Origin of the sequence: Streptomyces sp. AcH 505 (assembly GCF_000818175.1) — a bacterium.
In the GTDB taxonomy this organism is placed as follows: domain Bacteria; phylum Actinomycetota; class Actinomycetes; order Streptomycetales; family Streptomycetaceae; genus Streptomyces.
Genome location: NZ_JTIY01000001.1, coordinates 2,284,778 through 2,309,965 on the forward strand (window position 1 = coordinate 2,284,778; position 25,188 = coordinate 2,309,965).

The 25,188-nt window shown below is 68.8% G+C and carries 21 protein-coding genes and 1 pseudogene; 12 read left to right on the forward strand and 10 right to left on the reverse strand.

Going from position 1 to position 25,188, the window contains the following annotated elements; all coding sequences use genetic code 11:
- A pseudogene (locus HY68_RS40040) lies at positions 1–679 on the forward strand (MFS transporter); the annotation flags it as partial.
- 37 nt (positions 680–716) lie between these two features.
- Here the strand turns inward: HY68_RS40040 and HY68_RS10565 are convergent.
- Entirely contained in the window at positions 717–2,159 is a 1,443-nt protein-coding gene (locus tag HY68_RS10565) for a CCA tRNA nucleotidyltransferase (protein WP_041987362.1), read from the reverse strand.
- Between the two features lie 210 nt (positions 2,160–2,369).
- On the opposite strand from HY68_RS10565, the gene HY68_RS10570 reads away from it, so the two are divergent.
- From HY68_RS10570 to trxA, 7 genes are all read left to right on the forward strand, one after another.
- Entirely contained in the window at positions 2,370–4,718 is a 2,349-nt protein-coding gene (locus HY68_RS10570; protein WP_041987365.1) for a DUF6049 family protein, read from the forward strand.
- Positions 4,719–4,763: 45 nt separating this feature from the next.
- A complete protein-coding gene (gene murJ, locus HY68_RS10575; protein ID WP_041987368.1) occupies positions 4,764–6,995 on the forward strand; it encodes a murein biosynthesis integral membrane protein MurJ in 2,232 nt (743 codons plus the stop codon).
- A 119-nt stretch (positions 6,996–7,114) separates the two neighbouring features.
- A complete protein-coding gene (locus tag HY68_RS10580) occupies positions 7,115–8,830 on the forward strand; it encodes a protein kinase family protein (protein ID WP_041987371.1) in 1,716 nt (571 codons plus the stop codon).
- Positions 8,831–8,855: 25 nt separating this feature from the next.
- A complete protein-coding gene (sigM, locus tag HY68_RS10585) occupies positions 8,856–9,566 on the forward strand; it encodes an RNA polymerase sigma factor SigM (RefSeq protein WP_041987373.1) in 711 nt (236 codons plus the stop codon).
- On the forward strand, positions 9,563–10,432 hold the full coding sequence (locus tag HY68_RS10590; RefSeq protein ID WP_041987377.1) for a zf-HC2 domain-containing protein: 870 nt from the start codon (positions 9,563–9,565) through the stop codon (positions 10,430–10,432). Before sigM ends, HY68_RS10590 begins: the two co-directional genes overlap by 4 nt.
- Before the next feature lie 125 nt (positions 10,433–10,557).
- Positions 10,558–11,532, forward strand: coding sequence for a thioredoxin-disulfide reductase (gene trxB / locus HY68_RS10595; RefSeq protein ID WP_041987380.1), 975 nt, complete (start codon positions 10,558–10,560; stop codon positions 11,530–11,532).
- A gap of 41 nt (positions 11,533–11,573) precedes the next feature.
- A complete protein-coding gene (gene trxA, locus HY68_RS10600) occupies positions 11,574–11,906 on the forward strand; it encodes a thioredoxin (protein ID WP_041987383.1) in 333 nt (110 codons plus the stop codon).
- A gap of 96 nt (positions 11,907–12,002) precedes the next feature.
- Here trxA and HY68_RS10605 read toward each other — a convergent pair whose 3' ends face one another.
- The 9 genes from HY68_RS10605 to rpmH form a co-directional block, all read right to left on the reverse strand.
- The gene (locus HY68_RS10605) at positions 12,003–12,620 is read right to left on the reverse strand and encodes a GNAT family N-acetyltransferase (protein ID WP_041987385.1); all 618 of its coding nucleotides are present in this window, start codon (positions 12,618–12,620) and stop codon (positions 12,003–12,005) included.
- Between the two features lie 189 nt (positions 12,621–12,809).
- Positions 12,810–13,907, reverse strand: coding sequence for a ParB/RepB/Spo0J family partition protein (locus HY68_RS10610; protein WP_078863532.1), 1,098 nt, complete (start codon positions 13,905–13,907; stop codon positions 12,810–12,812).
- Positions 13,904–14,980, reverse strand: a complete 1,077-nt coding sequence (locus tag HY68_RS10615) for an AAA family ATPase (protein WP_078863533.1) — start codon at positions 14,978–14,980, stop codon at positions 13,904–13,906. Before HY68_RS10615 ends, HY68_RS10610 begins: the two co-directional genes overlap by 4 nt.
- 262 nt (positions 14,981–15,242) lie before the next feature.
- Positions 15,243–15,959, reverse strand: a complete 717-nt coding sequence (gene rsmG / locus HY68_RS10620; RefSeq protein WP_041987390.1) for a 16S rRNA (guanine(527)-N(7))-methyltransferase RsmG — start codon at positions 15,957–15,959, stop codon at positions 15,243–15,245.
- Between the two features lie 117 nt (positions 15,960–16,076).
- Complete coding sequence (locus HY68_RS10625) at positions 16,077–16,589, reverse strand: R3H domain-containing nucleic acid-binding protein (protein WP_041987393.1); 513 nt, start codon at positions 16,587–16,589, stop codon at positions 16,077–16,079.
- A gap of 15 nt (positions 16,590–16,604) precedes the next feature.
- The gene (gene yidC / locus HY68_RS10630) at positions 16,605–17,972 is read right to left on the reverse strand and encodes a membrane protein insertase YidC (RefSeq protein WP_041987395.1); all 1,368 of its coding nucleotides are present in this window, start codon (positions 17,970–17,972) and stop codon (positions 16,605–16,607) included.
- The gene (gene yidD / locus HY68_RS40550; RefSeq protein ID WP_078863535.1) at positions 17,973–18,335 is read right to left on the reverse strand and encodes a membrane protein insertion efficiency factor YidD; all 363 of its coding nucleotides are present in this window, start codon (positions 18,333–18,335) and stop codon (positions 17,973–17,975) included.
- Positions 18,332–18,703 carry a ribonuclease P protein component gene (gene rnpA / locus HY68_RS40555; protein ID WP_078863536.1) on the reverse strand — a complete coding sequence of 124 codons (372 nt, stop codon included), beginning with the start codon at positions 18,701–18,703 and terminating at the stop codon, positions 18,332–18,334. The genes yidD and rnpA overlap by 4 nt, the downstream gene beginning before the upstream one ends.
- Before the next feature lie 18 nt (positions 18,704–18,721).
- Positions 18,722–18,859 (reverse strand): 50S ribosomal protein L34, encoded by a 138-nt coding sequence (gene rpmH / locus HY68_RS10635; protein ID WP_030354375.1) that lies wholly within the window; start codon positions 18,857–18,859, stop codon positions 18,722–18,724.
- A gap of 363 nt (positions 18,860–19,222) precedes the next feature.
- Between rpmH and dnaA the strand changes: the two genes are divergently transcribed.
- The 4 genes from dnaA to recF all read left to right on the forward strand — a co-directional run bounded on the left by dnaA (position 19,223) and on the right by recF (position 25,117).
- Positions 19,223–20,986 carry a chromosomal replication initiator protein DnaA gene (gene dnaA / locus HY68_RS10640; protein ID WP_078863537.1) on the forward strand — a complete coding sequence of 588 codons (1,764 nt, stop codon included), beginning with the start codon at positions 19,223–19,225 and terminating at the stop codon, positions 20,984–20,986.
- 825 nt (positions 20,987–21,811) lie between these two features.
- Positions 21,812–22,942, forward strand: coding sequence for a DNA polymerase III subunit beta (gene dnaN / locus HY68_RS10645; protein ID WP_041987400.1), 1,131 nt, complete (start codon positions 21,812–21,814; stop codon positions 22,940–22,942).
- Positions 22,943–23,019: 77 nt separating this feature from the next.
- A complete protein-coding gene (gene gnd / locus HY68_RS10650) occupies positions 23,020–23,946 on the forward strand; it encodes a phosphogluconate dehydrogenase (NAD(+)-dependent, decarboxylating) (RefSeq protein WP_041987403.1) in 927 nt (308 codons plus the stop codon).
- Positions 23,947–23,974: 28 nt separating this feature from the next.
- Positions 23,975–25,117 (forward strand): DNA replication/repair protein RecF, encoded by a 1,143-nt coding sequence (gene recF, locus HY68_RS10655; protein WP_041987405.1) that lies wholly within the window; start codon positions 23,975–23,977, stop codon positions 25,115–25,117.
- Positions 25,118–25,188: the final 71 nt, after the last annotated feature.

The window sequence follows — 25,188 nt, forward strand, 5'->3', positions numbered from 1 at the left end:
GCTGACCGACGCGCTCGCCTCCACGCTGCGCGGGCTCACCGCCGGGCTGCGCCATCTCGCCGAGCGGCGGGACGCCGCCCGCTCGCTCGCCGCGATGACGGTCCTGCGCTTCTGCTACGGAGCACTGACCGTGACGGTGCTGATGCTCTGCCGCTACGCCTGGACAACACAGGAGTCCGAGGGGCTGGCGCTGCTCGGGGTGGCACTGGCCGTCTCCGGGGCGGGCTTCTTCGTCGCCGCCGTCATCACGCCGTGGGCGACCGGGCGGCTCGGCCCGTACGGCTGGATGGTGGTGTGCGCCGGTTCGGCCGCCGTGCTCGTGCCGGCGCTGGGGCTCACCTTCACACCGGGGCCGGTGCTGGCCGCCGCGTTCGTTCTGGGTCTGGTCACCCAGGGCGCGAAGATCGCCACCGACACCGTGGTGCAGACCTCGGTCGACGACGCCTTCCGTGGCCGGGTGTTCTCGCTCTACGACGTGCTGTTCAATGTCGCCTTCGTCGGAGCGGCGGCCGTGGCCGCGCTGGTTCTGCCGCCGGACGGCCGCTCGGTGCCGCTGGTGGTGGCGGTCGCCTTCCTCTACGCGGCGGTGGCACTGTCGCTGGCACGCGGCGCCAATGTTTCACGTGAAACACCGTCGGCCCCGATGACCGACGGGGGTCATGTTTCACGTGAAACATGACCCCCGTCGAAACTGACGGTTCCGCTGACCACGTCGCTCAGTTCTGCGCCGCCCACCATGACGTGAGCGCCGCGACAGCCGCTTCGCGTTCCATCGGCCCGTTCTCCAGCCGCAGCTCCAGCAGGAACGTGTAAGCCTTGCCGATCGCCGGACCAGGACCGACCCCCAGGATCCCCATGATCTCGTTGCCGTCCAGATCGGGCCTGATGGAGTCCAGCTCCTCCTGCTCCTGCAACTGGGCGATGCGGTCCTCCAGGCCGTCGTAGGCGCGGGAGAGGGCTGCCGCCTTGCGCTTGTTGCGTGTGGTGCAGTCCGAGCGGGTCAGCTTGTGCAGTCGCGTCAGCAGCGGGCCCGCGTCGCGTACGTAGCGCCGTACCGCCGAATCCGTCCACTCACCGGTCCCGTAGCCGTGGAAGCGCAGATGCAGCTCCACCAGCCGTGAGACGTCCCGGACCATCTCGTTGGAGTACTTGAGCGCGGTCATCCGCTTCTTGGTGAGCTTGGCGCCGACCATCTCGTGGTGATGGAAGGACACCCGGCCGTCCGACTCGAAACGCCGGGTCCTGGGCTTGCCGATGTCGTGGAGCAGCGCGGCCAGCCGCAGCACGAGGTCGGGACCGTCCTCCTCCAGATCGATGGCCTGCTCCAGCACGGTCAGCGAGTGCTCGTAGACATCCTTGTGCCGGTGGTGCTCGTCGCTCTCCAGCCGCAGCGCCGGCAGCTCGGGCAGTACGCGGTCGGCGAGGCCGGTGTCGACGAGCAGCGCCAGGCCCTTGCGGGGCTGTGCGGAGAGCAGCAGCTTGTTCAGTTCGTCGCGGACCCGCTCGGCGGAGACGATCTCGATACGGTCGGACATCGCCTTCATGGCGGCGACCACCTCGGGGGCGACCTCGAAGTCCAGCTGCGCGGCGAAGCGTGCCGCCCTGAGCATGCGCAGCGGATCGTCGGAGAAGGACTCCTCCGGGGTGCCGGGCGTACGGAGCACCCGCGCGGAAAGGTCCTCAAGACCGCCGTGCGGGTCGACGAACTCCTTCTGCGGCAGCGCGACGGCCATCGCGTTCACGGTGAAGTCGCGGCGGACGAGGTCCTGCTCGATGGAGTCGCCGTAGGACACCTCGGGCTTGCGCGACGTGCGGTCGTACGCCTCGGACCGGTACGTCGTGACCTCGATCTGGTAGCCGTTCTTCTGGCAGCCGACCGTGCCGAAGGCGATCCCGACCTCCCACACCGAGTCCGCCCACGGTCTGACGATCTTCAGCACATCGTCGGGGCGGGCGTCGGTCGTGAAGTCCAGGTCGTTGCCGAGCCGGCCGAGAAGGGCATCCCTGACCGATCCGCCGACCAGGGCGAGGCTGAATCCGGCTTCCTGGAACCTGCGGGCGAGGTCGTCGGCGACGGGGGACACCCGCAGCAGTTCGCTGACCGCGCGGCGCTGCACCTGGCTCAGTGCACTGGGGCTGTCTTCGTTGGCTGTCGGCACAACAGAAAAGGGTACGTGCCGCGGCACTCGCCGTTGGCCGCGTTTTCGCTACCGTCGGCCTCCGGTGCAAGGGTTTGCCGCGGTCCATGAGATTCTTCCGATCATGTGGAGCAGTCCCCAGCACTTCGCCACAGCGCACATCGTTACCATGCGTGGACGCACCAATCGACAACCAGCGGCAGCAGACGATGACGAGGGACGGGCGAGCGCGTGGCCGAGGCGGCAGACTCTCAGGGGACGGGCCACACCGGTGCCCGCCGACGGCTGCGACGTACAGCTTCCCTGATCGCGGGAGCGCCCCTGCTGGCCGGTCTGCTGGTCGGCGCGATGGGTCCCCAGGCGCATGCCGCGGACGCCAGGAGTGCCACGGGTACGACGGAGAAGGCGAGCGGATCCAGCACGGTCGCTGTGGCGCTCGACACGCTGTCGCCCAGCGCCCCCGTGAAGGGCGACACCCTCACCGTCTCCGGCACGGTCACCAACAAGGGCAAGCGAGCCGTCACCGAAGCCGAGGTCGATCTGCGGGTCGGGCCGAGGCTGTCCGGCCGGACAGCGATCGACGACGCCGCGCAGCGCACGGGCGAAGCGGCGATCGACGTCGCCCCGCTGGGCGGCAAGTACACCGTCAAGCTCGGCAAACTCACCTCGGGTACTCCCCAGGACTTCTCGCTGTCCGTGCCGGTCAGCCAGCTCGGCCTCGGCGAGGACGGCGTCTACCAGCTCGGTGTCTCGCTGTCCGGGCAGACCTCCGACGTGCCGTACGACACGGTGCTGGGCATTGAGCGCACGTTCCTGCCCTGGCAGCCGGAGACCACGGAGAAGAAGACCCAGCTGACCACCATGTGGCCGCTGATCGCCTCGACGCCGCTCTCCGCGCAGACCGGCTCGGACGAACAGCAGACGGCGGTCTTCGACAACGACGATCTCGCCGCCGAGCTGGCGCCGGGCGGCCGGCTCCAGGAGATGGTCTCCCTCGGCAATCAGCTTCCGGTGACCTGGGTCATCGACCCCGATCTGCTCGCGACCGTCGACTCGATGACCCGTAACTACCGGGTCAGGAGCGGCAACACCACGGTCGCCGGCAAGAACCAGACCGTGGCCAACCAGTGGCTCGACGCGCTGGAGAAGGCGGTGCAGGGCCACAAGGTCGTCGCGCTGCCGTTCGCCGACCCCGACCTGGCGTCGCTGGCCCACCGCGGCAAGAACGTCTCAGGCACCCTCAGCCATCTCCAGCCGGCCACCGAGGTGGCGACGGCCACCGTGGACACGATCCTCCATGTGACGCCGTCCACCGACTTCGCCTGGCCCGTGGACGGTGCGATCGATCCGTCGATCGTCGACGTCGCCACCTCGGCCGGAGCGCACAAGGTGATCACCCGGGGCGACAGCCTGGAGGACAACCTGCCGTACACGCCGTCGGCCGCGCGGCCGATCGGCGGGGGCACGACGGCGGTCGTCGCCGACACCCGGCTGTCCAAGGCGTTCGAGGGCAATATGACGAGCGCGAACAGCTCCACGCTCGCCGTACAGAAGTTCCTCGCCCAGACGCTCGCCCTGACGCTCCAGCAGCCGGAGAAGCAGCGCAGCGTCGTCGTCGCCCCGCAGCGCATGCCGAGCATCGCCCAGGCGGAGGCGCTGGCGAGCGCACTGCGCGGGCTCGACCCCGAACGCTGGACCCAGCCGTCGGACCTGCCCGCCGCGGCAGCGGCCACCCCGGACACCGAGGCCAACACCAAGGTGCCCGGCGCGTCCCGGTACCCGAAGCGGCTGAGCAAGCAGGAGCTGCCGACCGAGGCGTTCCAGAAGCTCAAGGACACCCAGGACCAGCTCACCAAGTTCAAGGACATCCTCAGCTCGCCCGACCGGGTCGAGGCGCCGTTCGCCAACGCCATGCACCGGGCGATGTCGACGTCCTGGCGCGGCAACCCGATCGGGGCCCAGCGGTACCGTGACTCCACGCAGAGCTATCTGCAGGGGCTCACCAGCGAGGTCCGGCTCATCCAGAAGTCGGTGCTGACCCTCTCGGGTCGCAGCGCGACGATCCCGGTGACCGTCCAGAACCAGCTCCTGCAGGACGTCGAGCATCTGGTGCTGCGGCTCAGTTCGGCGCAGCCGACCCGTCTGAAGGTGGACGGTGACCACGCCGTCGCCGAACAGCCGATCACGGTCGAGGGCGGGCACAGCCAGTCGGTGAAGTTCACCGGCGCAGGGAACGCCAACGGGCCCGTCCAGGTCACGGCCCAGCTGTACACGGAGGACGGCAGGCCGTACGGCAATGCCATGCAGTTCCAGGTCAAGGTCTCCGAGATCACGCCTACCGTGATGCTGGTCATCGCGGGCGGTGTGCTGCTGCTCGTCCTCGCTGGCGTCAAGATGTACAGCCAGCGCAAGCGCGCGGCGGCCCGCAAGGCCGCCGCCGGGCAGGACGCGGAACCCGACGACGGGGGTGACGGCGGTGACGGCGAGGAAGCGGAACCCGGGCAGCCGAGTGACCCGGCAGGGGACACCGGACCGGAAAGCGCGGCACCGTCAGGCCCGGGTGAGAAAGTGGACCGTTGAGCGATGTCGTGGCCGGTCGGCCGGGGACGATGAGGTGGGGTAACCATGAACGCGCCGTACGACGGTGAACGCGGACAGGGCGCGGGTGGCGATCCGGCAGGGCAGGGCGCGCCTTCGCCGCCTGCCCAGGAGCCCTATGCCCCCCAGGACCCCCGGGGACGCGATCCCCGCGTTCAGGACCCCTACGTCCAGGATCCGTACGCCCAGGACCCGTACGTCCAGGGTGCCTACCAGGAGGATCCCTACTGGACGCAGGAGCTCGCCGCACAGGACCCGGTGAACGGGGCGCTGTACGACCGCGCCGCGCACCCCCCGCCGCCGCCCGCGCCCACGTATCAGGACCCGCAGCAGCTCTACCAGCAGCCGCCGGCGCAGCAGTACGCCCCCGACCCGCGGATCTGGGCGCAGCCACCGCCGCCCGAACCTGCGGGGCCCTCCCGGCACCTGCCGTACGGGGACGATCCGCAGACCACCCAGTTCATGGGTGTCGACGAACTCGTCTCCCGGGCGGGCGACGAGGCACCGCAGCAGGACGCCTTCGCCCATCTCTACCGCGACCAGCAGGGTCTGGGGCAGCAGCCGCCCGCAGTGCCTGAGCCGGAACCCGCCCCCGTACCGGTGGCGGCGCCGCCGGCCGCCCGCTCCGGCGGCAAGGCGTCGGGTCTGCTGAAGTCGAGCGCCGTCATGGCGGCGGGCACCCTGGTGTCGCGGCTGACGGGATTCGTCCGCAGCCTGGTGATCACCGCGGCGCTCGGCGCCGCACTGCTCGGTGACAGCTTCACCGTGGCGTACACCCTGCCGACGATGATCTACATCCTCACCGTCGGCGGCGGCCTCAACTCCGTCTTCGTCCCACAGCTCGTGCGGTCAATGAAGGAGGACGACGACGGCGGTGAGGCGTACGCGAACCGGCTGCTGACGCTGGTGATGGTGGCGCTCGGCGCCGTCGTCGTCATCGTCGTACTCGGCGCTCCCGTGCTGATCCGGCTGATGTCCGACACGATCGCCGGCGATCCGACCGCCAACAACGTCGCCGTCACCTTCGCCCGGTACTGCCTGCCGACCATCTTCTTCATGGGCATCCATGTGGTGATGGGTCAGATCCTCAACGCGCGCGGGAAGTTCGGCGCGATGATGTGGACGCCGGTACTCAACAACATCGTCATGATCGCCACGTTCGGTCTGTTCATCTGGGTCTACGGCACCGCCGCCGACTCGAACATGAGCGTGCGGACCATCCCGCCGGACGGTGTGCGGCTGCTGGGTGTCGGCACCCTCCTGGGACTCACGGTGCAGGCGCTGGCGATGATTCCGTATCTGCGGGAGGCCGGTTTCCGGTTCCGTCCACGGTTCGACTGGAAGGGCCACGGTCTCGGCAAGACGGTCAAGCTGGCCAAGTGGACCGTCCTCTTCGTGCTCGCCAACCAGGCCGGCGTGCTGATCGTCACCCAGCTCGCCACGGCGGCGGGCAAGGCGTCCGGCAAGGACGGCACGGGCATCCTGGCCTACAGCAACGCCCAGCTGATCTGGGGCATGCCGCAGGCCATAATCACGGTGTCGGTGATGGCCGCGCTGCTCCCCCGTATCTCCCGCTCGGCGGCCGACGGCGACCCCGGGGCCGTGCGCGACGACATCTCGCAGGGCCTGCGCAACTCCGCCGTCGCCATCGTCCCCATCGCGTTCGCGTTCCTCGCGCTCGGTGTCCCGATGTCCACGCTGCTCTTCTCCTCCAGCGGCCTGGAGTCGGCGCGGTCCATGGGCTTCATCCTGATGGCGTTCGGCCTCGGACTGATCCCGTACTCCGTGCAGTACGTCGTGCTGCGCGGCTTCTACGCCTACGAGGACACCCGGACGCCCTTCTACAACACGGTCATCGTCGCGGCGGTCAACGCGGCCGCTTCGGCGATCAGTTACGTCGTGCTGCCGGCCCGCTGGGCGGTCGTGGGAATGGCCGCCTCGTACGGTCTCGCCTACGCCGTCGGCGTCGGTGTCGCCTGGCACCGGCTCGCCAAGCGCCTCGGCGGCGACCTCGACGGCGGTCGCGTCATGCGGACGTACGCCCGGCTCTGCCTGGCGTCCATCCCGGCGGCTCTCGCGGCTGGTGCCATTGGCTACGCCGTCCTCGGCGGCGTGGGTGAGGGCGCCCTCGGCTCTCTCGTGGCGCTGGTTCTCGGCGGCGTCGTCCTGTTGGGGGTCTTCTTCCTCGCGGCGAAGAAAATGCGGATCGAGGAGATGAACTCGATGGTCGGCATGGTGCGCGGACGCCTGGGACGCTAGTCCGGGACGGCCGAGCACAACCATCGTCGGCCCCTGTGTGTCGTGCATAGCGTTGGACTGTGGGCACAATTGGCTTGGCTGTTGAACAGCGCGCAACGGATGGGGAGGCAGGAGCGACGGTGGCGGAACGTAGCACGGCGTCCGTCGACGTGGCCGACAACGGCGGGAACGAACCGCCGGCCGCCAAGGCGGACAAGGCCACGACCGACGGTGTGGCGGAAGCCCAGGACACTGCTGAGGAGTCCGGGCAGTCCGAGGACAAGAGCGGGGACAAGGGCGGGCAGAACACCGAGCCGACCGTCGTCACCCCCGAACTGCACAGTGGCCACAAGCTCGCCAGACGCTACCGCCTGGAGGAGTGCGTCACCCGTCTGGACGGATTCAGCAGTTGGCGTGCGGTCGACGAGAAACTGCGCCGCGCCGTTGGCGTCCACCTCCTGCCGGCCGACCACCCGCGCGCCCGCTCCGTACTCGCCGCCGCCCGCTCGGCTGCGCTTCTCGGTGACCCTCGCTTCGTCCAGGTCCTCGACGCCGTCGAGGAGAACGACCTCGTCTACGTCGTCCACGAGTGGCTGCCGGACGCCGTCGAACTCACCGCGCTCCTCGCCGCAGGGCCGATGGAGGCGCACGACGCCTATCAACTCGTCAGCCAGGTCTCCCAGGCCATGGCGGCCGCGCACCGCGAGGGCCTCGCCCATCTGCGGCTGACGCCGGGTGCGGTGCTGCGGACCTCCAGCGGCCAGTACCGGATCCGTGGTCTCGCCGTGAACGCGGCGCTGCGCGGCATCAGCGCCGACCGTCCGCAGCGCACCGACACCGAGGCCATCGGAGCGATCCTCTACGCGGCGCTGACCCAGCGCTGGCCGTACGAGACGGACGCGTACGGGCTGGCCGGACTGCCCAAGGGCGTCGGGCTCATCGCCCCCGACCAGGTGCGGGCCGGCATCCACCGGGGCCTGTCGGAGCTGGCCATGCGGGCGCTGATCAACGACGGTGCCACGGCGTCCCGTCAGGAGCCGCCCTGCACCACGCCGGACGAACTGGCCAAGGCTGTGGCGGAGATGCCGCGCATCCGGCCGCCGGAGCCGACGTTCACCGCGCCGCCCGACTACCAGCGCACCACCTATCAGCAGGGCAGCTACGGCCTCCCGCAGTCCGCCAACGGCGCCCCCGCGCCGGCGATCGTGGCCCCGCCGCCGCCGCTTCAGGGGCGTACCGGCAAGGCACTCAAGTGGATCGTCTCGGCGCTCCTGATCACCGCTCTGGGACTCGGCAGCTGGCAGGTCGCCGACCGTCTCCTCGACCACAACGAGTCCTCGGACAACGGTCCGGCCAAGACGAAGACCACCGACGAGCACGGAGACGACAAGGTCGTCGAGCACGGCAAGCCGATCGCCATCACCGGCGCCCACGACTTCGACCCGCTCAGCTCGGACCACTCCGAGAAGCCCGACCAGATACAGAACAGCTACGACCGCGACCCCGCCACCGCGTGGGAGACCGACCGCTACCTCAGCCACGACTTCGGACGCCTCAAGTCGGGCGTCGGCATCGTGCTGGACCTCGGCAAGGCGCAGAGCGTCGGCTCGGTGGACGTCTCCTTCCTGGGCGGCGACACCGCGGTGCAGCTGCGGGCAGCGCCCTCAGGAGCCGCGGAGGCACCGGGCGGGCTGGACGGTTTCACGAAAGTTGCCGAGGGATCCGGTGAGAAAGTGGCCCTCAAGCCCGGCAAGGCGGTCACGACGCGGTACGTTCTGGTCTGGCTGACCGATCTTCCGCCGATCGGAGACGGCGGCTACCGGGGCAAGGTCTCGGAGATCCAGGTCAGCAGCTGACCGGACCAGGGGAGGGGGCTCACCGTTGGACGACGCCGCACTCGCCGACGCAGGCGACCAGGAACTCCTGGACGCTCATGTCGCGGGCGACCCGGACGCCTTCGGTGAGCTGGTACGGCGCCACCGCGACCGGCTCTGGGCCGTGGCCGTACGCACACTCGGGGACCGTGAGGAAGCGGCGGACGCCGTCCAGGACGCGCTGGTGTCGGCCTTCCGCGCCGCCCACACCTTCCGTGGCCAGTCGGCCGTGACCACCTGGCTGCACCGCATCACCGTCAACGCCTGCCTCGACCGGGTCCGCAAGGCGTCCTCCCGTAAGACATCCCCCATGGACGACACGGAGCGGCTGGAACAGCTCCTCGAACCCCATGAATCCGCAGAGGCGCCCGCCGAGCGGCAGGATCTCCACCGTGAGCTGCTGGCGGCGCTGGCCAAACTCCCCGTGGACCAGCGGGCCGCCCTGGTGCTCGTGGACATGCAGGGCTACCCCGTCGCCGAAGCCGCCCTGGTGCTGGGCGTGCCCACGGGAACGGTCAAGAGCCGCTGCGCCCGGGGCCGGGCGAGACTTCAGCCCATGCTCAGCCATCTGCGGGCGGACGCCCCGGATAGCGGCGATCCCGGTGGGGGAAGGAACCGGACGCCAGGGACATCCGTCCCACCACCGGCGCCGGCACCCGACGGCACCAAAGGACCGAGTGACCCAGCAGCGGTGAAGGGAGGAGGTGGGCGCACATGACATCCACGGCCGACACAGAGCAGCACCCCGACGTCTCGGAGATCTCCGACCTCACCGACGGCCTGCTCTCACCGTCCCGCACCGCCGAGGTGCGCGAGCACCTCGACAGCTGTGCGCTCTGCGCCGATGTACACGCCTCCCTCGAAGAGATCAGAGGACTGCTGGGCACCCTCCCCGGACCGTCGCGGATGCCGGACGATGTCGCCGAGCGCATCGATGCCGCGCTCACGGCCGAGGCACTCCGTCAGGCGGACCCGCCCGAGGCCGCCGCCGCTCATGTTTCACGTGAAACATCTCCCCCGGCACGCACACCCGCCGGCCATCCGCGGGCCGCGACCGGCCCCGGCCGCTCCGCCGGTGTACGCCGCCGGCGCCGCAACGCCGTCCTCGGAGCTGTCTTCGGCACCGCCGCCGTCGGAGTGAGCGTGTTGCTGCTGCGAGCGGCGGCGCAGGCGCCGAGCGACAACAGCGCCGCCGACGCGCAGGTTTCGAAGAGCAGCGTGGCAGCCGCCAAGGATTTCTCCGATCCGTTCCTGCGTAGCCAGGTGGACGCACTTCTGGCCGGTAATCCCGCCGCCAAACACACGGACAGCACGCATCGCAACGGTGCGGCGAGCGACAACTCGCCCCTGCTCGGGCAGGCACCGGTGGTGCCGGCCTGTGTGGAGCAGGGCACCGGCCGCAACGCTGCCGTCCTCGCCGTCGAACAGGGCACCTACGAGGGCCGAAAGGCCTATCTCCTGGTCCTGCCGCACCCGACCGACAGCGCTCAGGTGCAGGCGTATGTGATTGACGCGTCCTGCGTCAGTGCCACCCCGCCGGCCAAGGGGAAACTGCTGCTGACCCATGTCTATCCGCGCGGCTGACGACACTTCCGCGCAGCCGTGGCACCACGGGAATGTAAGACCCGTAGGATCCGTTCCCTGGGGTGACAGTCGTGGAACTGACCCCGATAGGCAGTAGGCAGTCTGCAGAGACGAGGAAAAAACCCGTGAGCGACGTCCGTAATGTGATCATCATCGGCTCCGGGCCCGCCGGGTACACGGCCGCGCTGTACACCGCGCGCGCGTCGCTGAAGCCGCTGGTCTTCGAGGGTGCTGTCACCGCCGGTGGTGCGCTGATGAACACCACCGACGTGGAGAACTTCCCGGGCTTCCGGGACGGCATCATGGGCCCCGATCTCATGGACAACATGCGCGCGCAGGCCGAGCGCTTCGGCGCGGAGCTTGTTCCGGACGACATCAACGCCGTCGACCTCACCGGAGAGATCAAGACGGTGACCGACACAGCCGGCACCGTGCACCGCGCGAAGGCCGTCATCGTCACGACCGGCTCTCAGCACCGCAAGCTCGGGCTGCCCAACGAGGACGCTCTCTCCGGACGTGGCGTCTCCTGGTGTGCCACCTGTGACGGCTTCTTCTTCAAGGACCAGGACATCGCCGTGGTCGGCGGTGGCGACACGGCCATGGAGGAGGCAACCTTCCTCTCCCGGTTCGCCAAGTCGGTCACGATCGTCCACCGCCGTGACACCCTGCGGGCCTCCAAGACCATGCAGGACCGCGCCTTCGCCGACCCGAAGATCAAGTTCGCCTGGGACAGCGAGGTCGCGGAGATCCATGGCGACCCGAAGCTGACAGGTCTGACGCTGCGCAGCACCGTGACCGGCGAGCCTTACTCGCTCCCGGTGACCGGCCTGTTCATCGCGGTGGGCCACGACCCGCGGACAGAACTGTTCAAGGGTCAGCTCGACCTCGACAACGACGGCTACCTGAAGGTGGACGCGCCGTCGACCCGGACCAATCTCACCGGCGTCTTCGGCGCCGGCGATGTCGTCGACCACACCTATCGCCAGGCGATCACCGCTGCGGGCACCGGTTGCTCCGCCGCTCTCGACGCCGAACGCTTCCTTGCCGCGCTCAGCGACACCGAGAAGACCGCCGAGCCGGAGAAGACCGCTTCGGTCTGACCGGCTGTACCCATCACCCCTCGAAAGTGAAGGAGGCCGCCGTGGCCGGCGACCTGAAGCATGTGACCGACGACTCGTTCGAAGAGGACGTCCTCAAGAGCGACAAGCCCGTACTGGTGGACTTCTGGGCCGCGTGGTGCGGACCGTGCCGCCAGATCGCGCCCTCTCTCGAAGCCATCGCGGCTGAGCACGGCGACAAGATCCAGATCGTCAAGCTCAACATCGACGAGAACCCGGCCACCGCAGCCAAGTACGGCGTCATGTCCATCCCGACGCTGAACGTCTACCAGAACGGCGAGGTCGCCAAGACCATCGTCGGCGCCAAGCCGAAGGCCGCTCTCGTGCGCGACCTGGAGAGCTTCATCGGTGAGTAAGTAGGTTCACCGCCGACGCTCGATGTTTCACGTGAAACGGGCCCGCCCCTCCATCAGGGGGCGGGCCCGTTTCTCATGTATCGCAGCCGGGTTGTCTCACAGCGGCCTCAGTACCGGTTCCTTCTGTACGGCGCCCAGCAGCCGGTCCAACGCCAGCTCCACGTCTTCCTTCCAGGAGAGCGTGGTCCGCAGCTCCAGCCTCAGCCGGGGGTACGTCGGGTGCGGGCGAACCGTCTTGAAGCCCACGGCCAGCAGATGATCGGCGGGCAGCACACAGGCCGGCTCCGTCCACCGCGCGTCACCGAACGCCTCGATGGCCTTGAAGTCCCTGCGCAGCAGATCCTTGGCCACGGTCTGCACCATGACCCGCCCGAGCCCCTGGCCCTGATACTCGGGCATGATCCAGGCGGTCATCAGCTGGACCGCGTCGGGCGAGAGCGGACTGGTCGGAAACGCCGTGGCGCGGGGGACATAGGCGGGTGGCGCGTAGAGCACGAACCCGACCGGCACGTCGTCCACGTAGACGACCCGGCCGCAGGAGCCCCACTCCAGCAGCACGGCGGAGATCCAGGCTTCCTTCTCCACCTCGGGACGGCCCGCTTTGACGGCCGCCTCTCCACTGACCGGATCGAGTTCCCAGAAGACGCATGAACGGCAGCGGTTGGGCAGGTCCGGGAGATTGTCCAACGTGAGCGGTGCGAGCCGACGCCCCATGAAGGCTGTTCCTCACTTCCTTCGTCCGAACGGCGCCACAGGCGCGGGCGCATCCGTATCAAGGTGGATGCGTCCTACCAGAACGCATCGTATCCACCCAGAGATGTCCGGCACACCGAGAGACAGCAAAGGGCGGGCTGCCTTCCGGTAAGCCCGGAACACAGCCCGCCCTTCGGCCGAGCGCGCTGGTCAGCTCTCGTCTTCCTCCGGGCTCTCCTCCGCAAGTCCCTTGTCCAGGACCCGTCCCTCACCAGGGGCGAGGGTGCCGAGGATCCGGTCCAGATCGTCTATCGAAGCGAACTCGACGACGATCTTTCCCTTCTTCTGCCCCAGATCCACCTTCACCCGCGTCTCGAAGCGGTCGGACAGCCGCGAGGCGAGATCCGTCAGCGCCGGCGACAGCCGGGCACCGGCCCGTGGCCCCTTCGTCTTGGGCGCCGACTGCGGGCGCGACCCCATCAGCGTCACGATCTCCTCGACCGCCCGCACCGAAAGCCCCTCGGCGACGATGCGGTGCGCCAGCCGGTCCTGCTCCTCGGAGTCGTCCACCGACAGCAGCGCCCGCGCATGACCCGCCGACAGGACTCCGGCGGCCACCCGGCGTTGCACCGGGGGAGAGAGCCGCAGCAGCCGCAGCGTGTTGGAGACCTGAGGACGCGAGCGCCCGATCCGGTCGGCCAGCTGGTCATGGGTGCAGTTGAAGTCCTTGAGCAACTGGTCGTAGGCGGCTGCCTCTTCCAGCGGATTCAGCTGGGCGCGGTGCAGGTTCTCCAGCAGCGCGTCCAGCAGCAGCTTCTCGTCGTCCGTGGCACGGACGATCGCCGGGATACGCTCCAGCCCCGCCTCCCGGCAGGCCCGCCAGCGCCGCTCACCCATGATGAGTTCGTAGCGCTCGGCCGCCACTTGCCGGACGACGACCGGCTGGAGGAGCCCGACCTCCTTGATGGAGGTGACCAGCTCGTGGAGCGCGTCCTCGTCGAACACCTCCCGCGGCTGACGCGGGTTGGGCGTGATCGAGTCGATCGGCACCTCGGCGAAGAAGGCTCCCGCCGCCACCTCGGGCTCAGGAGCCGCTTCCGGCTCCGGCGCGCTCGACTCCAGGTCCGGCGCCTTGGCGGCCTGCGGCAGTGAGGTCACCTTCGCGGCGGCCACCCCGCGCTCCGCCGTCAGCACCGGGGACGCTCCGGAGGAAGCACCGCCCGATCCGGGGGAGGGCACCTGCTCCTGCGGAGCGGCGGGAATCAGCGCACCGAGCCCACGCCCCAATCCTCTACGTCGCTCACTCACTGGATCCCCTCCGACATACTCTGCTGGCTGGTCTGGCGGCCTGTGTGGGCTTGCTGGACGTCATAGTGCACCCCGACACCGCGTAGGGCGATCTCACGGGCGGCTTCGAGATACGACAGCGACCCGCTCGATCCCGGATCGTAGGTGAGCACCGTCTGACCGTAGCTCGGCGCCTCCGAGATCCGGACGGAGCGAGGGATGCTCGTGCGCAGCACCTCTTTGCCGAAGTGGCTGCGCACCTCGTCCGCCACCTGCGAGGCGAGCCGGGTCCTGCCGTCGTACATGGTGAGCAGGATGGTGGAGACATGCAGCGCGGGGTTGAGATGCCCGCGCACCAGGTCGACGTTGCGCAGGAGCTGACCCAGCCCCTCCAGCGCGTAGTACTCGCACTGGATGGGGATCAGCACCTCCGCACCGGCGACCATCGCATTGACCGTCAACAGGCCGAGCGAGGGTGGGCAGTCGATGAGGATGTAGTCCAACGGCTGCTCATACGCTTCGATGGCCCGCTGCAGTCGACTCTCCCGCGCCACCAGCGAGACCAGTTCGATCTCCGCACCGGCGAGATCGATGGTTGCCGGGGCGCAGAAGAGGCCTTCGACGTCCGGGACGGGCTGGACCACTTCGGAAAGTGGCTGGCTCTCCACCAGGACGTCATAGATCGAGGGGACTTCGGAATGGTGGTCGATTCCGAGTGCCGTGGAGGCGTTGCCCTGTGGATCGAGGTCGATCACCAGGACGCGCGCGCCGTGCAGCGCGAGCGAAGCGGCGAGGTTGACCGTGGTGGTGGTCTTCCCTACGCCGCCCTTCTGATTGGCAACGACCATGACCCGCGTCTGTTCGGGACGTGGAAGCCCCTCGCCGGCGCGGCCGAGTGCCTCCACGGCCAGTTGGGCAGCACGGCCAATGGGGGTGTCGTCCATCGGGGGCGGTGTTTCACGTGAAACATCCTCCCCCACCGACTCGGTGCGGGGACCGGGGACCGGATCGGCCATCGGTCCCGCGATGTTGGCGTCGGACCGCAAGGATTCACTCTCCTCGACTTCAGACTCGCAATGAACAGAGCCTGCCATGCTTTCGGGGTCGTGAACCAGCGAGGCCCGTGGTTCTGTGGAGGAATCCACCTCTGTGGACAACCTCGCACCTCTTACGAGGGACTTTCGGTCGCGCGGTGTGGCAGCGCGACCACGGCCGATGATGCCCTGCAGCAGTGAGCGACGTTTCACGTGAAACACGATGCACGGGCCGCTGGGTCAGATCGTCACGACACTCCGCAATGCGTAGGTATGGCAGCTTGTATGGAGCATCACTGATAGGCACTACGGACTGTACGGCTCAACGGCGGCGTCGCGCACGCCCGACCCGGGCGGCCTTGGCTCTTTTCGCGGCGAACCGCACTCCGCCAGGGCTCTCCCCGACCTCCGCCCGCACCACGGTGGCCAGTGGATCGACGATGCCCTCACCGACGCGCAGTACGGAACTCTCCACCACACCGAGCTTGCTCAGCGCGGAACGCGCTCCCTTGAGCTCTTCCTCGGCCGTGTCGCCCTTGAGCGCCAGCATCTGCCCGTAGGGCCGCAGCAGTGGCACTCCCCAGCCCGCCAGCCGGTCCAGCGGGGCCACCGCGCGCGCCGTCACCACATGGACCGGGGGCAGCTTCCCCAAGACCTCCTCGGCCCGTCCACGCACCACCGTGACATGGTCCAGGCCCAGCAGCTCCACCACTTCCTGGAGGAAGTTCGTCCGCCGCAGCAGCGGTTCCAGCAGGGTGATCTTGAGGTCCCGCCGGACCAGCGCCAGCGGAATGCCGGGCAGGCCCGCGCCCGAGCCGACATCACAGACCATGACATCGTCCGGCACGATCTCGGAGAGCACCGCGCAGTTCAGCAGATGCCGCTCCCACAGCCGCGGCACCTCACGCGGGCCGATCAGCCCCCGCTTGACCCCGGCCTCCGCGAGCAGTTCCGCGTACCGCACAGCCTCCGGGAAGAACTCGCCGAAAACAGTCCGTGCCTCGTCCGGAGCAGGGGGAAGCTCTGCTGCCTCCGTCACGGGAACCGTCCTTCCATACCGAACCACCGCTCGGTGGCTGCCTATCAGGGCCGACTATCAGGCTGACAAAGTTCGGCCCCGCCTGCGAAACAGACGGGGCCGAAACGGATGGGCCGGTCAGGCCGGCAGCACCACGACGAAACGCTGCGGTTCTTCGCCCTCGGACTCGCTGCGCAGCCCTGCGGCCGCGACCGCGTCATGCACGACCTTGCGCTCGAAGGGCGTCATCGGGTCCAGCTTCACCGGCTCACCGGTGGACTTGACCTCGTCGGCCGCCTTCGCGCCCAGCTCGGCGAGTTCCGTGCGCTTCTTCGCCCGGAACCCGGCGATGTCCAGCATCAGCCGGCTCCGGTCCCCGGTCTCCCGGTGCACGGCGAGCCGGGTCAGTTCCTGGAGCGCCTCCAGCACCTCGCCGTCACGTCCTACGAGCTTCTGCAGATCCCGGCCGCCCGAGTCACTGATGATCGAGACCGCAGCCCGGTCCGCCTCGACGTCCATGTCGATGTCGCCGTCGAGATCGGCGATATCGAGCAGGCCCTCAAGGTAATCAGCCGCGATTTCCCCCTCCTGCTCCAGTCGAGTCAGGGTGTCGGCCCCCTCGGCGGCGGCGGAGATGGTGCCTTCCGTCACGGATGGACTCCTTCGTTACTTCTTGGACGGGTGCTTGGACCGTGGCTGGCCCTTGCGCTGTCCCGACTTGGCTTGGCGTGCGGATCCGGATCCGGCGGCCGGCTTGCCCGCTGCCTTGGACCTGGTGGCTTGTGACTGGTTCTTCTGCGACTGGCCCTGGCCCTGCTTGGCCGGCTCGTCCTGCTTGGTCAGCGAGGTCTTGGAGGCGCCACCTGAGGGCTTGGCGTCCTCGGGAGCCGGGGTCGCCGTGTCGTCGGACGCCTTGTCGTCCGCCGCCTTGGCCGTGCCCGCCGGCTGAGCGGCGGCTGCCTGCCGCTTGGCCTTCGTCTGACGCTTCGGCTGCTGGCGCCTGGCCGCGGCCGCACTGGCCTCGGCCTCGGCCGCCACGGTGTCGCTCTTGACGACGCTGCCGTCGGGCTGAGCCGCGAAACCGGCCTTCGCGAGGCTCGTGACGAACTTGCGCTCGATGTCGTTGCGGTCCGGACCCTTGGCCACGATCGCCTTGACCATCGTGCGCTTTCGGCGCGAGCGAACCTCACCGTGGGCGGTGACGCCCTTGAGGAGCCGCTCGAGGAACGCGTCCTGGGCCTTGCTGCCGGGAGTCGGGTTCTGACTGATCACGTACATCTGCTGGCCCATGGTCCACACGTTGGTGGTCAGCCAGTAGACGAGGACACCGACGGGGAAGTTGACACCCATGACCATGAAGATCACGGGGAAGACATACATGAGCATCTTCTGCTGCTGCATGTACGGCGTCTTCACCGAGAGGTCGACGTTCTTCGTCATCAGCTGGCGCTGTGTGTAGAACTGGGAGGCCGACATCAGAATGATCATGACGGCGGTGACGATCCGCACATCCGTCTGCGAAGCGCCGAGCGACGCGACCTTGTCGGCGCCGTCGGTGAACTTCACGGCCAGCGGAGCACCGAAGATGTGGGCCTCACGGGCGCTGTTGAGCTGCGACTGGTTGATCGCGCCCATCTGCTTGCCGTTGGCGATGGACGAAAGCACGTGATACAGGGCGAAGAAGAACGGTGACTGCGCCAGGATGGGCAAGCACGAGGAGAGCGGGTTGGTACCCGTCTCCTTGTACAGCTTCATCATCTCTTCGGACTGACGCTGTTTGTCGTTCTTGTAGCGCTCCTGGATCGCCTTCATCTTTGGCTGGAGCACCTGCATGTTCCGGGTCGACTTGATCTGCTTCACGAAAAGCGGGACCAGACAGATCCGGATCAGGACCACCAGGGACACGATGGACAGCCCCCAGGCCCACCCGGTGTCGGGGCCGAAGATCGCCCCGTACAGCGTGTGGAACTGGACGATGACCCATGACACAGGTGTGGTGATGAAACTGAAGAGACCGGCGATCGAGTCGAACATTCAGGCTCCTTGAGCATTGGACGAGGTCTCAGCGGCTGGACTGGGGGTTTCGGGGGTGGTCGATCCCCCGGAAGGCACGCCAGCGGCGGAGTGCCCGCCCTTACTGCCGCGCCACGCATTGCGCAGCAGTTCGTGCCAACGCGGTCGGCTGCGCGGCGGGACATGGTCCACGCCGCCCGGCGACCACGGGTTGCACCGCAGGATGCGCCAAGCGGTGAGTGCCGTGCCTTTCACCGCGCCATGCCGATCGATGGCGGTGTACCCGTAGTGCGAGCACGACGGGTAATACCGGCAGACGGGACCCAGCAAAGGGCTGATCGTCCACTGGTACAGCTTGATAAGAGCCAGCAGCGGGTACTTCATCGCGCGCCCCCTCCCAGCAACCGCTGGAGAGCGGCGTCCAGGTCTCGGGCCAGCTGTGCATATTCGGCGTCACCCGCTCCGGGTAGCGCCCGTACGACAACCAGGCTACCGGGGGCAAGCTCGGACAGTCGTTCGCGTATCAGATGGCGAAGCCTTCGCTTCACCCGCGTCCGGACGACCGCGCCTCCCACAGCCTTGCTTACGACGAAACCCGCACGCGTCGGGGAAGCACTCTCCCCCGGCACGTGCGGGTCCCGTGAACCGCTGCGTAGGTGGACGACCAGGAGCGGTCGTCCGGCTCTGCGTCCTCGGCGTACCGCGGCCGCGAAGTCCTCGCGCCGCCTCAGCCGATTCTCGGTAGGCAGCACGTCATAACCTGTAGACGATCAGGCGGACAGACGGGCGCGACCCTTGCCACGGCGGGTGGCGAGAATCGCGCGGCCGGCACGGGTACGCATCCGCAGCCGGAACCCGTGGGTCTTGGCGCGACGGCGGTTGTTCGGCTGGAAGGTGCGCTTGCTCACTCGGGGGCTCCAGAAAATGATGTGTGATGGCGTGGCATCGCCTGGCTGTCACCGTGCGCCCACGAGTAGCAGCTCGCGTTTACGCCCGAGTGCACCGCTTCATAACCACAGATCGTGGCCTTTGCCCATCGGAGGCAGGCGGCAGCAGCCATCGACAACTCGACCTGGTCACGGTACGCGCGGCTACGCCATCCGGTCAAACCAGCCCGACACCGGCCCCCACTATGCACAGCCTGTGGACAACAACTTGAACCACGTGAGTGCCCTGACTACCGTGGCTGAACTCCGGTCTCGTTTCCTGCCGGTCTTCCCATCACGTCCCGAGAAGCACACATTCGTGGGACCAGCGAGAGAGCGTGCCCTGTGGCTGACGTACCTGCCGATCTTGCCGCAGTGTGGCCACGAGTGCTGGAGCAACTCCTCAGAGAGGGCCAGCAGGGCGTCGAGCCCAAGGACAAGCAGTGGATCGAACGCTGCCAGCCGCTCGCACTGGTCGCCGACACCGCGTTGCTCGCCGTCCCCAACGAATGGGGCAAGCGCGTGCTCGAAGGCCGGCTGGCCCCGCTGATCAGCGAGACCCTGAGCCATGAGTGCGGCCGGCCCATCCGGATCGCGATCACGGTCGACGACTCGGCGGGCGAGCCGTCCCCGCCGGCGCCGCCCCCGCCCCGCCGCTACCAGGGCCCCCAGCACGACGAGTCCCGGCAGAGTGACGGATACGACACCTACGGACACCGGCCGTCCGACGACGGCATGCCGTCCGTGCGTCCCGCCTACCCGGACTACCAGCAGCAGCAGCGCCCCGATCCCGGCGCCTGGCCGCGCACCCAGGACGACCTCTCCTGGCAGCAGCAGCGGCTCGGCGGCTACCAGGACCGCGATCCGTACGCCACCGCGCACCAGCAGCAGCCGCAGCACGACTACCGCCAGCCGCAGGGACCCGACCGCTCCCCGTACGAGCAGCAGCGCCCCGAGCAGCACGACCTGCAGGACCCCCAGGGGCCGCGGCACGGCGGCCACCAGGGCGGCAGGCACCGCGGCGCGCCGGGACCGCTGGGCGCGCAGCCCGCCCCGGCGCCGGGACCCGGCGAGCCGCACGCCCGGCTCAATCCGAAGTACCTCTTCGACACCTTCGTCATCGGCGCTTCCAACCGGTTCGCGCACGCGGCGGCCGTCGCCGTCGCCGAGGCGCCGGCCAAGGCGTACAACCCGCTCTTCATCTACGGGGAGTCCGGCCTCGGCAAGACGCATCTGCTGCACGCCATCGGGCACTACGCGCGCAGCCTCTACCCCGGCACCCGGGTGCGGTACGTGAGCTCGGAGGAGTTCACCAACGAGTTCATCAACTCCATCCGTGACGGCAAGGGCGACACCTTCCGCAAGCGCTACCGCGATGTCGACATCCTGCTCGTCGACGACATCCAGTTCCTGGCGAGCAAGGAGTCGACGCAGGAGGAGTTCTTCCACACGTTCAACACCCTGCACAACGCGAACAAGCAGATCGTGCTCTCCTCGGACCGGCCGCCCAAGCAGCTGATCACGCTGGAGGACCGGCTGCGCAACCGCTTCGAGTGGGGGCTGACCACCGATGTGCAGCCGCCCGAGCTGGAGACGCGGATCGCGATCCTCCGTAAGAAGGCCGTGCAGGAGCAGCTGAACGCGCCGCCCGAGGTGCTGGAGTTCATCGCCTCCCGTATCTCACGCAACATCCGTGAGCTGGAGGGCGCGCTGATCCGGGTGACGGCGTTCGCCTCGCTCAACCGGCAGCCGGTGGATCTCGGTCTGACCGAGATCGTGCTCAAGGACCTGATCCCGGGCGGCGAGGACGCGGCTCCCGAGATCACCGCGCCGGCGATCATGGCGGCGACCGCCGACTACTTCGGTCTGTCGGTGGACGACCTGTGCGGCTCGTCACGCAGCCGGGTGCTGGTGACGGCCCGGCAGATCGCGATGTATCTGTGCCGGGAGCTGACGGACCTGTCGCTGCCGAAGATCGGCGCGCAGTTCGGCGGCCGTGACCATACGACGGTGATGCACGCCGACCGGAAGATCCGGGCGCTGATGGCCGAGCGGCGCTCCATCTACAACCAGGTGACGGAACTCACCAACCGCATCAAGAACGGCTGAGACGAAGCGCTGAGACATCGTTGAACGGACCGCGCGAAGGGCGCCCGGGGACCTCGTCCCCGGGCGCCCTTCGTCGTCCGGTGCGGCCGCTGTTCGAACAGATCCCGGCGGAACGGGCTTCTCCACAGATTTGGCGCCGATCTGCCGTCCACAGCCTGGGGACCGCGAAGTTGTCCAGTTCGTCTCCACAGGCGGACCGGCCGCAATACCATCAGGCCAGGTCAACCGCCTGTGGAATTGTGCGCGACCGTCCTCCACAGCCTGTGGACAGATTTTTCGTCCACAGGGCGTGATCGATGTTGTCCACGGGCGGCCCACAGGCGCGGGTGTCTTTCCCACAGCTTCTCCACAGCCCTGTCCACTGTTCGGCAACGAAACGTGGACCGTAGCTGAGTCGAGTGAAAGGCGTCACACCAAGGGGGTCGGTTGGGCTGTGGGGAACCTGGGTAAAGCTGGGGACGCACCTGGGGAGAAGTCGGGGTGTCCTGTGTATCGGGTGTGCAGAACTTTCCGCCGTCCACAGAGCAGCCAAGTTGTCCACGGGTGGCGCCCACAGGACCGGTGGACAAAAAAGCGGGTCTGACCTGCGAAAACGACGTTATCCACGGTTTCCACAGCCCCTACTACTACTCCCACTCATAGTTATCGAGGGATCTGCTTCGAAGTGGGTGCTGTGCACAACTCGCTCCCGGAGGCCCCGACACCCGCAGCGGTGACTTGACCCGGACCCGCACCGACTGTCGGCGCCGTAGGACAGACTGGTCCCCGGCAACACAGCCGACGAAGGCCAGCAGGGCGAGCGAGCAACAGCAGGAGGCGGTTCCGGTGAAGATCCGGGTGGAGCGCGATGTACTCGCGGAGGCGGTGGCCTGGGTGGCCCGCAGCCTCCCGGCCCGTCCGCCGGCGCCCGTACTTGCGGGCCTTCTGCTGAAGGCGGAGGACGGCGCCCTCAGCTTCTCCAGCTTCGACTACGAGGTCTCGGCGCGGGTCTCGGTGGAGGCGGAGGTCGAGGAGGACGGCACGGTGCTCGTCTCCGGCCGGCTGCTCGCCGACATCTGCCGCTCGCTGCCGAACCGGCCTGTGGAGATCTCGACCGACGGGGTGCGGGCGACCGTGACCTGCGGCTCGTCGAGGTTCACGCTGCACACACTGCCTGTGGACGAATACCCGGCGCTGCCGCAGATGCCGACCGCGACCGGCACCGTGCCCGGCGAGGTCTTCGCCTCCGCAGCCGCCCAGGTCGCCATCGCCGCGGGCCGCGACGACACGCTTCCGGTGCTGACCGGCGTACGGATCGAGATCGAGGGCGACACGGTCACCCTGGCCTCGACCGACCGCTACCGCTTCGCCGTCCGCGAGTTCCTGTGGAAGCCCGAGGTCCCCGACATCTCGGCGGTCGCCCTGGTGCCCGCCAAGACGCTGCTGGACACCGCCAAGGCGCTGACCAGCGGAGACACCGTCACGCTCGCGCTGTCGGGCTCCGGTGCCGGCGAGGGGCTGATCGGTTTCGAGGGCGCCGGACGGCGGACCACGACCCGGCTGCTCGAAGGCGATCTGCCGAAGTACCGGACGCTGTTCCCGACCGAGTTCAACTCCGTCGCCGTGATCGAGACGCCGCCGTTCGTCGAGGCCGTCAAGCGCGTGGCCCTGGTGGCCGAGCGCAACACCCCGGTGCGGCTCAGCTTCGAGCAGGGCGTGCTGATCCTGGAGGCGGGCTCCAGCGACGACGCACAGGCTGTGGAGCGCGTGGACGCGCAGCTCGAAGGGGACGACATCTCGATCGCCTTCAACCCGACGTTCCTGCTCGACGGCCTGAGCGCGATCGATTCGCCGGTGGCGCAGCTCTCGTTCACGACGTCGACGAAGCCGGCGCTACTCAGCGGCCGGCCCGCCGTGGACGCCGAGGCGGACGACGCGTACAAGTACCTGATCATGCCGGTGCGCCTGAGCGGCTGACCCCGCAGGTGAGTACCCGGGCCCCGGCGTAGGCTCGGGCGCGGGTACGAATCGCCTCGACGCTTAAGGATCCCCTGATGGAGCTCGGTCTCATCGGTCTCGGCAAGATGGGCGGCAATATGCGTGAGCGTATCCGCCACGCAGGCCACACCGTCGTCGGATATGACCGCAACCCGGACGTTTCCGATGTGCACAGCCTGCAGGAGCTGGTGGGCAAGCTCAAGGGTCCGCGTGTGGTGTGGGTGATGGTCCCGGCCGGGGCCGCCACCCAGGCCACGATCGACGAGCTGTCCGGGCTGCTGGAGCCCGGCGACGTCGTGGTGGACGGCGGGAACTCCCGCTGGACGGACGACGAGAAGCACGCGGTCGAGCTGGGCATCAAGGGGATCGGCTTCGTCGACTGCGGTGTCTCCGGCGGCGTCTGGGGCCTGGAGAACGGCTACGCGCTGATGTACGGCGGCACGCCGGAGAACGTGGCGAAGGTCGAGCCGATCTTCGACGCGCTGAAGCCCGAGGGCGACTTCGGCTCCGTGCACGCGGGCAAGGTCGGCGCCGGGCACTTCGCGAAGATGGTCCACAACGGCATCGAGTACGCGATGATGCAGGCGTACGCCGAGGGCTGGGAGCTGCTGGAGAAGGCCGGCTCCGTCACCGACGTACGCGAGGTGTTCCGCTCCTGGCAGGAGGGGACGGTCATCCGTTCCTGGCTGCTGGACCTCGCGGTCAACGCCCTGGACGACGACGAGCACCTGGAGCAGCTGCGGGGCTACGCGGAGGACTCGGGCGAGGGCCGGTGGACGGTCGAGGCGGCCATCGACCACGCGGTGCCGCTGCCCGCGATCACCGCGTCGCTGTTCGCGCGGTTCGCCTCCCGGCAGGACGACTCGCCGCAGATGAAGATGGTCGCCGCGCTGCGCAACCAGTTCGGCGGGCATTCGGTGACGTCCAAGGAGTCGACCGGCGCCCCCAAGGGGTCGAAGCCGGGTTCGGCGAAGAAGAAGTAGCTCAGACCGGGGAGGCCGGCGCACATCCATGCACGTCACGCATCTGTCGCTGGCCGACTTCCGGTCGTACGCCCGGATCGAGGTGCCCCTCGATCCGGGCGTCACCGCGTTCGTGGGGGCGAACGGGCAGGGCAAGACCAATCTCGTCGAGGCGGTCGGCTATCTGGCGTCCCTCGGCAGCCACCGGGTGTCGTCGGACGCGCCGCTGGTGCGCGCGGGCGCCGAGCGCGCGGTGATCAGGGCCTCGGTCACCCAGGGGGAGCGGTCCCAGCTGGTCGAGATCGAGCTGAACCCCGGCCGGGCCAACCGGGCCAGGATCAACAGGTCCTCGCAGGTCAGGCCGCGCGATGTGCTGGGGATCGTCCGGAGCGTGCTGTTCGCCCCGGAGGATCTCGCGCTGGTGAAGGGCGACCCGGGTGAGCGCCGCAAATTCCTCGACGAGCTGATCACCGCCAGGTCGCCCCGGATGGCCGGGGTGCGCTCCGACTACGACCGGGTGCTGCGCCAGCGCAACACGCTGCTGAAGTCGGCCGCCATGGCCCGGCGGCACGGCGGGCGCGGGGCCGACCTCTCGACGCTGGACGTGTGGGACCAGCATCTGGCCCGGGTCGGCGCCGAACTGCTGGCGCAGCGGGCCGATCTGATCGCCGTGCTCCAGCCGCTGACGGACAAGGCGTACGAGCAGGTGGCGCCCGGGGGCGGCCCGGTGGCGCTGGAGTACCGCTCGTCGGCCGTCGGGGACGGCGAGGGCCTGGGCGACGGACCGCAGGGGCGCGACGAGCTGTACGAACGGCTGCTGGTGGCGCTGGCGGAGGTGCGTAAGCAGGAGATCGAGCGGGGTGTGACGCTGATCGGCCCGCACCGTGACGATCTCGTGCTGAAGCTGGGGCGGCTGCCGGCCAAGGGGTACGCCAGCCACGGTGAGTCCTGGTCGTACGCGCTGGCGCTGCGGCTGGCCTCGTACGACCTGCTGCGCGCCGAGGGGAACGAGCCGGTGCTGGTGCTGGACGACGTGTTCGCCGAGCTGGACAGCAAACGGCGCGAGCGGCTGGCCGAGCTGGTGGTCCCGGGCGAGCAGGTGCTGGTGACGGCCGCGGTGGACGACGACGTGCCGGGAGTGCTCAAGGGCACCCGGTTCCTGGTCGCCGACGGGACCGTGGAGCGCGCGTGAGCGGCCGCAGGAGCGAGCCCGAGCTGCCCGAGCCGGGCAGCGGACCGGCCGCAGGACCCGGCCCCGGAGGG

Bases quoted from the DNA above. Each gene is read 5' to 3' on its own strand.
- murJ (WP_041987368.1), top strand. From the start codon at position 4,764: ATGAACGCGCCGTACGACGGTGAACGCGGACAGGGCGCGGGTGGCGAT.
- HY68_RS10590 (WP_041987377.1), top strand. From the start codon at position 9,563: ATGACATCCACGGCCGACACAGAGCAGCACCCCGACGTCTCGGAGATC.
- HY68_RS10605 (WP_041987385.1), bottom strand. From the start codon at position 12,620: ATGGGGCGTCGGCTCGCACCGCTCACGTTGGACAATCTCCCGGACCTG.
- HY68_RS10615 (WP_078863533.1), bottom strand. From the start codon at position 14,980: ATGGCAGGCTCTGTTCATTGCGAGTCTGAAGTCGAGGAGAGTGAATCC.
- yidC (WP_041987395.1), bottom strand. From the start codon at position 17,972: ATGTTCGACTCGATCGCCGGTCTCTTCAGTTTCATCACCACACCTGTG.
- yidD (WP_078863535.1), bottom strand. From the start codon at position 18,335: ATGAAGTACCCGCTGCTGGCTCTTATCAAGCTGTACCAGTGGACGATC.
- gnd (WP_041987403.1), top strand. From the start codon at position 23,020: ATGGAGCTCGGTCTCATCGGTCTCGGCAAGATGGGCGGCAATATGCGT.
- recF (WP_041987405.1), top strand. From the start codon at position 23,975: ATGCACGTCACGCATCTGTCGCTGGCCGACTTCCGGTCGTACGCCCGG.